Source organism: Candidatus Cryptobacteroides sp., from assembly GCF_056207615.1.
The window spans coordinates 1-5,693 of record NZ_JBAEER010000169.1 but is presented as its reverse complement, the minus strand read 5'-3'; the positions used below and the strand labels follow the sequence as shown (position 1 = coordinate 5,693).

The window sequence follows — 5,693 nt, the reverse complement described above, 5'->3', positions numbered from 1 at the left end:
TGCAGTGGAGGAATCCGTCCGAGTCCGGGATGAGGGGATACGACTTCCACTATGACGGGCTGTCGAGGCTGGCTCAGGCAGACTATGTGGAGCCGTCCCACGACGGAGACTACAGCGAGCGGTACTGGTACGACCTCGGGTGCAACATGACGCGACGCAGCCGTTCAGGTTCTGGGGCGTCAGCAACGACACTCACCGTCCACGGCTATGACGGGAACAGGCTTTCGTCAGGGCTAGGAAGCCTGGCATCATACGACGCCTGCGGAAGGTACACCGGAGCCGCAGGACTGGCGAGCGGGATAGAATACAACGAGATAGGGTTGCCGTCCACGATAAGGCTCATGGGCAGCAGCCAGCTCAACGTGGTATACGCCGCCGACGGGAGGAAGCTCAGCGAGACCTATGTGCCGAGGCTGGGAAACAGGGGGGCTGGCAAGGATATATTCCGGCAGCTGCATCTTCACGGCGACCGCGCTCAGCAAGGTGCTCTTCGACGGAGGATATGTCGAGGTGACTTCAGTGCAAGATACCTCGAGACCTCGATGGGAAGATTCACCACGATCGACCCGCTCGCCGAGAAGTATCCGTCTGTCAGCCCATATGCCTACTGTGCCGGCGATCCGGTGAACAGGGTCGATCCGGATGGAAGAATGCCATCTCCTGATGAACACGAAAAGTATCAGGATATTGACAGAACCGATACCGATTGGGATATTATCGAGAATGTTATACCACCATCTTTATTTATAGGATGGAATTCACGTCATGCATCGGATAGAACTAACTGTTTTTTATCACTTGCTAAAGCACAACTGATGACTGTTAACTATACATTTGGCGGCGCCACGGAATCATCTAACATGTATCCGTACAATGAGTCTTCTGGTGTGAATCTAAATGATCTAAAGAAAGCAATTTCATATTTTAAAAGCGCATTGTCGGATGGAATCCCTGTACTGATTGGAGTCGATAACCAAAAGGGGTCTGTTAATCGCGACAAAACTACAGATCATTTCCTTGTAGTTGTTGGGATGGGGCATGATTCTAAGGGTAACTACTTACGCGTATATGATAATGCAACTAGCGACCAAAAGCTTGGGACTAGCTCAGACAATAAGTTGTATTTTGATTCAGAGAGGAACGTGATTTCAGGCAGACTTCCAAACTCTTATTCGCAAGATCTATCACACCACCCATATATTTTATCTCAGGTACGAGAGAGTAAATACATAGGCTTTTAGTTCTATTTTATAGTAATGATTGAGTATGTTTACCGTATTTATAGCCAGTTTATTGTGCCAAATAACAGCATGTCATATATGTGACAACAGAGTTTATGATACAGATTCGGCAACAATTCAAAAATCGCGATTTAGTGTTGATGTCTTGATTGATGGTTGTGGGAGGTTAGATTATGGTAGAAAATACACAGATTGTCTTCCAGATGGGATCGATCTGTCACTCACGGAGGTTTTTTTCCATTTGGTGAACAATGATATCTCATACCGCTTGCCTGTCGTCAATAATATTGAGAACAGCTTTTACTTTACTCGTTCAAGCACGCCCTTTACCATTTGGGTAACTACATGCTATGATGGTAATATGCAACAAGAAATGCCCCATTCAATATCATATATTGACAGTATCGCAATTTCAAAGAAAGCTCATATAAACGACCATACGGATATAGCTGGTGATATAGATGGTATTATTATGACCTTAAATAATACTCTTGATGATGGCTATAGTTTAGATTTAGAAATTATAGATGACAATATGCTATACATTATACTGGATAAATATGACCAAGGGTTTCGCGTTTTCAGATGGACTGTTGAAAATGACGATATAGAATTCAATGATGTTTCTCTTCAAAAGGACAAAATTCTTTATCTACGGGACGAGATGAGACTACTTAATTGGAGCGCCATATATACATATTTTCCAAAAGCATTTGCATACAGGCGGAATAGCGGGGATGAACTAATTTGGATAGACATGAAATCTTATAATACTCGGTAATCATCGGTATATTCATAAAGAAAAGCAGAAGGGCTTCGATGATAGATAGTCTCTCCATACTGACGGCGGCAGAGTATGTAGTTTTCTCGGCCCAAATAATATAAAATTTGGAAGATTAGGGATTCAGGAGACACGCATTTCTCTTTTCTGATTCTCTAAGTTCATTTTTACACATAATTTCATAAATTTGTAGGATGTGTAGCCACCAAACTACAGACAGATGAAGAAAAGAAAAGTCCTATTCATAGCGTTGGCAGTCCTTCTGACCGCCATTCCTGCATTCGCAGTCTTCACGGAGAAAGACCTGGCGCATACCCTCTCCGTTCTCCGATTCGAGCTCAATCAGCAGCATGAAAAGGTAGAGAGCTCCAAGGAAATGCTCCTGAGGATGAGTGAGCGGCAGCACCAGCAGATGATCGAGATGATCAAGAAATGCAACGAGCTTTCCCTCATTCTCTACTCACAGAATTCCGAATTCACTTTCGACATGACCTATGCCCTCAAGGAGGTCAGCGAAAAGTATGAGGACTTCAGTTCTCGACGTAGGCCTTACGATGAGTTCGTGAATGACCTCAACGTAGAGATAGACCGATACGAGAGGCTCATCGAAGCTCTCAGGCGCCTCCCACCTGTGCTCGACCAGATAGACGAGATCCCGGACAGCATCTATGTCAGCAATGACAGTCTGATGATAAGCCTCGACTATGGTTCTGTACATGCCCATCTGGCAAACATCCAAGCCGACGACCACAACCATCGTCCATTCGTACTGGATGAGCAGAGCTGCATAGACCGCGACAGCTGTATCCTGTACGCAAGGGATCTTCTCAACATCTATACGATCGCAAGAGATCAGATTGTCGACGACAACCGCCATTATGCCGACATGAACGAGAGGCTCAAGGAGTCCTATGACTATGCCCAGGAGCGCTATCGAGGCATACAGAAGAGCATCTTCAAGGAAGGTCAGGATAATTATTTCTACGTCCTGAAGAATTTCCGCGCATATGTCAAGCGTGCCATCGCAGACGCAAGGCAGAAATATACAAAGGCATATGCCGTCTATGATGATGGATGCGAGGCAGATGCACCGACCATCATGGCAACGGTCGCAGACGCAATGGGAAGAAGTGCAATCGAAAATCCTGCAAATATGCACGAGGTCGGTGACTCCACCGGACACTTAGAGGAACTCGGAGCGCTGACCGCACTTGCCGACCAGCACAAGGATGAGGTTGCCAAGCATGAGCAGGAGCACCACCATGATGCCGACGAGGAGCATGATCACGAAGACGCAGAACACGAGCATGACCACGAGCATCACCATGAGCACGTGAACCAGAGCGAATGGAGAGGTCCGGTCGTCAGTGCTCTCGTACTCATCGTGGTATTCTTCATATCGATAGCGGCACTCCTGAGTTCGATCATCGTACGTCTGCTCAACAGGTACGTCCCACGTTTCCGCACCGAAGAGTTCAAGCTCCAGCGACCATGCATCATGCTTCTCGCCGGAACACTCACATTTGCGATAACCATCATGATCGCGAACAGGTTCATCGACCAGAATTTCATTGTGATGGCCAGTTCGCTCCTCGTCGTATTCGTGTGGCTCGTCAGCGCGATACTCATATCCATTCTCATCCGAGTGCCGGCAGAACGCAGCCGCACTACTCTCATGACCTATGTACCGGTGATAATCACCGGACTCGTCGTGATCATCTTCCGTGTCATATTCATCCCTAACAGGCTCGTCAACCTCACCTTCCCTCCTATTATACTCCTGTTCACGATATGGCAGTTCATAATCTGCCACAAGGGCAAGAAGAACACCGAGAAGATTGACAGGGCCTACGCCTGGATGTCACTGTTCGTGATGGTTGTCACCACTGTAACTAGCTGGAAAGGCTATGTTCTTCTCAGTGTGCAGGCATTCATCTGGTGGCTCTTCCAGCTGTCCGCAATAGTGACCGTGACTGCATTCTATGAGCTTCTCAACATGTTTGACGGCAAGTTCATGAAGAGACGTATCGCCGAGTACCGCAAGGAACACGTGATAGTGAATGACAAGGTCAAGGGAGCATTCATCGAGGCTACATGGATGTTCGACCTCATCAAGGACGTCGTCGTTCCTGTCGTGGCAATCCTTTCGATTCCATTCAGCATCTGGCTTGCGGCAGACGTATTCGACCTCACCGACTCCTGCAAGATCATATTCTTCAGACCTTTCTTCAACCTCAGTGATGCTGAAGGAAATGCCATCCTGCACCTGTCTCTCTTCAAGATTCTGCTCACAGCGGAGCTCTTCTTCATCTTCCGCTATGTCGCTTATATCGCGAAGGCGCTCTACCGTCACCTCAAGTATGAGAACGCGATGAAGCGAAGCGGCACCCAGCACATACGCTCGAACGAGATCAACCTCACCCTTGCGAACAATCTCATCTCGATCATCGTCTGGGGCACCTACATCATCACGCTGATTGTACTGATCAACATCCCGATGGGAGCCATCAGCATCGTGGCCGCCGGTCTCGCTACCGGTATCGGTCTCGCGCTTAAGGATGTCCTGAACAATTTCATCTACGGCATCCAGCTCATGTCCGGCCGACTCAGGGTCGGTGACTACATCGACTGCGACGGCATACGCGGAAAGGTCGAGAGCATATCATACCAGAGCACCCAGATCCACACCCTGGACGGCAGTATCATGGCCATCACCAACACTGCCCTCTTCAACAAGAACTTCAAGAACCTCACCAAGAACAACTCCTACGAACTCGTGAAGATTCCTGTCGGAGTCCACTATGGAGTCAACGTTGCGCATGTGAGGGAAGTGCTCACCGAGGCCCTCACGGTTCTCCAGAAGACCGACAAGTACGGAAGGCAGGTGGTAGATCCTACTCGAGGCATAACAATTGCATTCAACGACTTCGGCGACAGCAGTGTCGACCTCATCGTGAAGCAGTACGTGCTCGTGGAGAACGAGGCAGGCTACATCGCAGACGCCAAGGAGATCATATATAACACCCTTAACGAGAACAAGATCGAGATTCCATACCCACAGAGAGATATCTACATCCACCCTGTCCAGACGGAATCCCAGCCAGAATAACAACCCATTTAATTATAAAGCATTATGAAAAAGTACATTGCAGAGTGCATCGGAACAGCGGTTCTGACACTTCTTGGCTGCGGAACAGCAGTCTTCGTAGGTTGCGGTGAGCCAGCAGGCGTATTCGCAACAGCTGCGGCATTTGGTCTTTCAGTAATCGCCATGGCTTACACCATCGGCGCAATCTCAGGCTGCCACATCAATCCTGCCATCACCCTCGGCGTAGCCCTCTCAGGCCGCATGAGCTGGAAGGACGCTTGCGGTTATTGGGCTGGTCAGTTCCTCGGTGGTATCATCGGTGCAGCTGTCCTCTTCGCAATCGTCAAGGTCACCGGCGCTGCTGGTGCAATGGGCAACCCTGCAGGTCTCGGTACCAACGGTGTCGCTAACGCAGGCGGCGTATGCGGTGCAATCCTCGTCGAGATCGTCGCTACCTATCTCTTCGTTCTCGTAGTCCTCGGAACTACCGACGAGAAGAAGGGTGCAGGTAACCTCGCAGGCCTCGCAATCGGTCTTACCCTCATTCTCATCCACCTCGTTTGCATCAACCTCACCGGTACTT

The 5,693-nt window shown here is 48.8% G+C and carries 4 protein-coding genes; all 4 read left to right on the top strand.

The genetic code is table 11. The features are described 5' to 3' along the window. Positions 1–1,241 (top strand): RHS repeat-associated core domain-containing protein (locus AC06ND_RS09450; protein ID WP_475678733.1); only part of this gene is annotated, 1,241 nt, incomplete at its 5' end. A 25-nt stretch (positions 1,242–1,266) separates the two neighbouring features. After that, positions 1,267–2,022 (top strand): hypothetical protein, encoded by a 756-nt coding sequence (locus AC06ND_RS09445; protein ID WP_475678732.1) that lies wholly within the window; start codon positions 1,267–1,269, stop codon positions 2,020–2,022. Positions 2,023–2,242: 220 nt separating this feature from the next. Further along, the gene (locus AC06ND_RS09440; protein ID WP_475678731.1) at positions 2,243–5,131 is read left to right on the top strand and encodes a mechanosensitive ion channel family protein; all 2,889 of its coding nucleotides are present in this window, start codon (positions 2,243–2,245) and stop codon (positions 5,129–5,131) included. 24 nt (positions 5,132–5,155) lie between these two features. Further along, positions 5,156–5,693: MIP/aquaporin family protein (locus tag AC06ND_RS09435; protein ID WP_475678730.1), on the top strand; the 538-nt coding region annotated here is incomplete at its 3' end.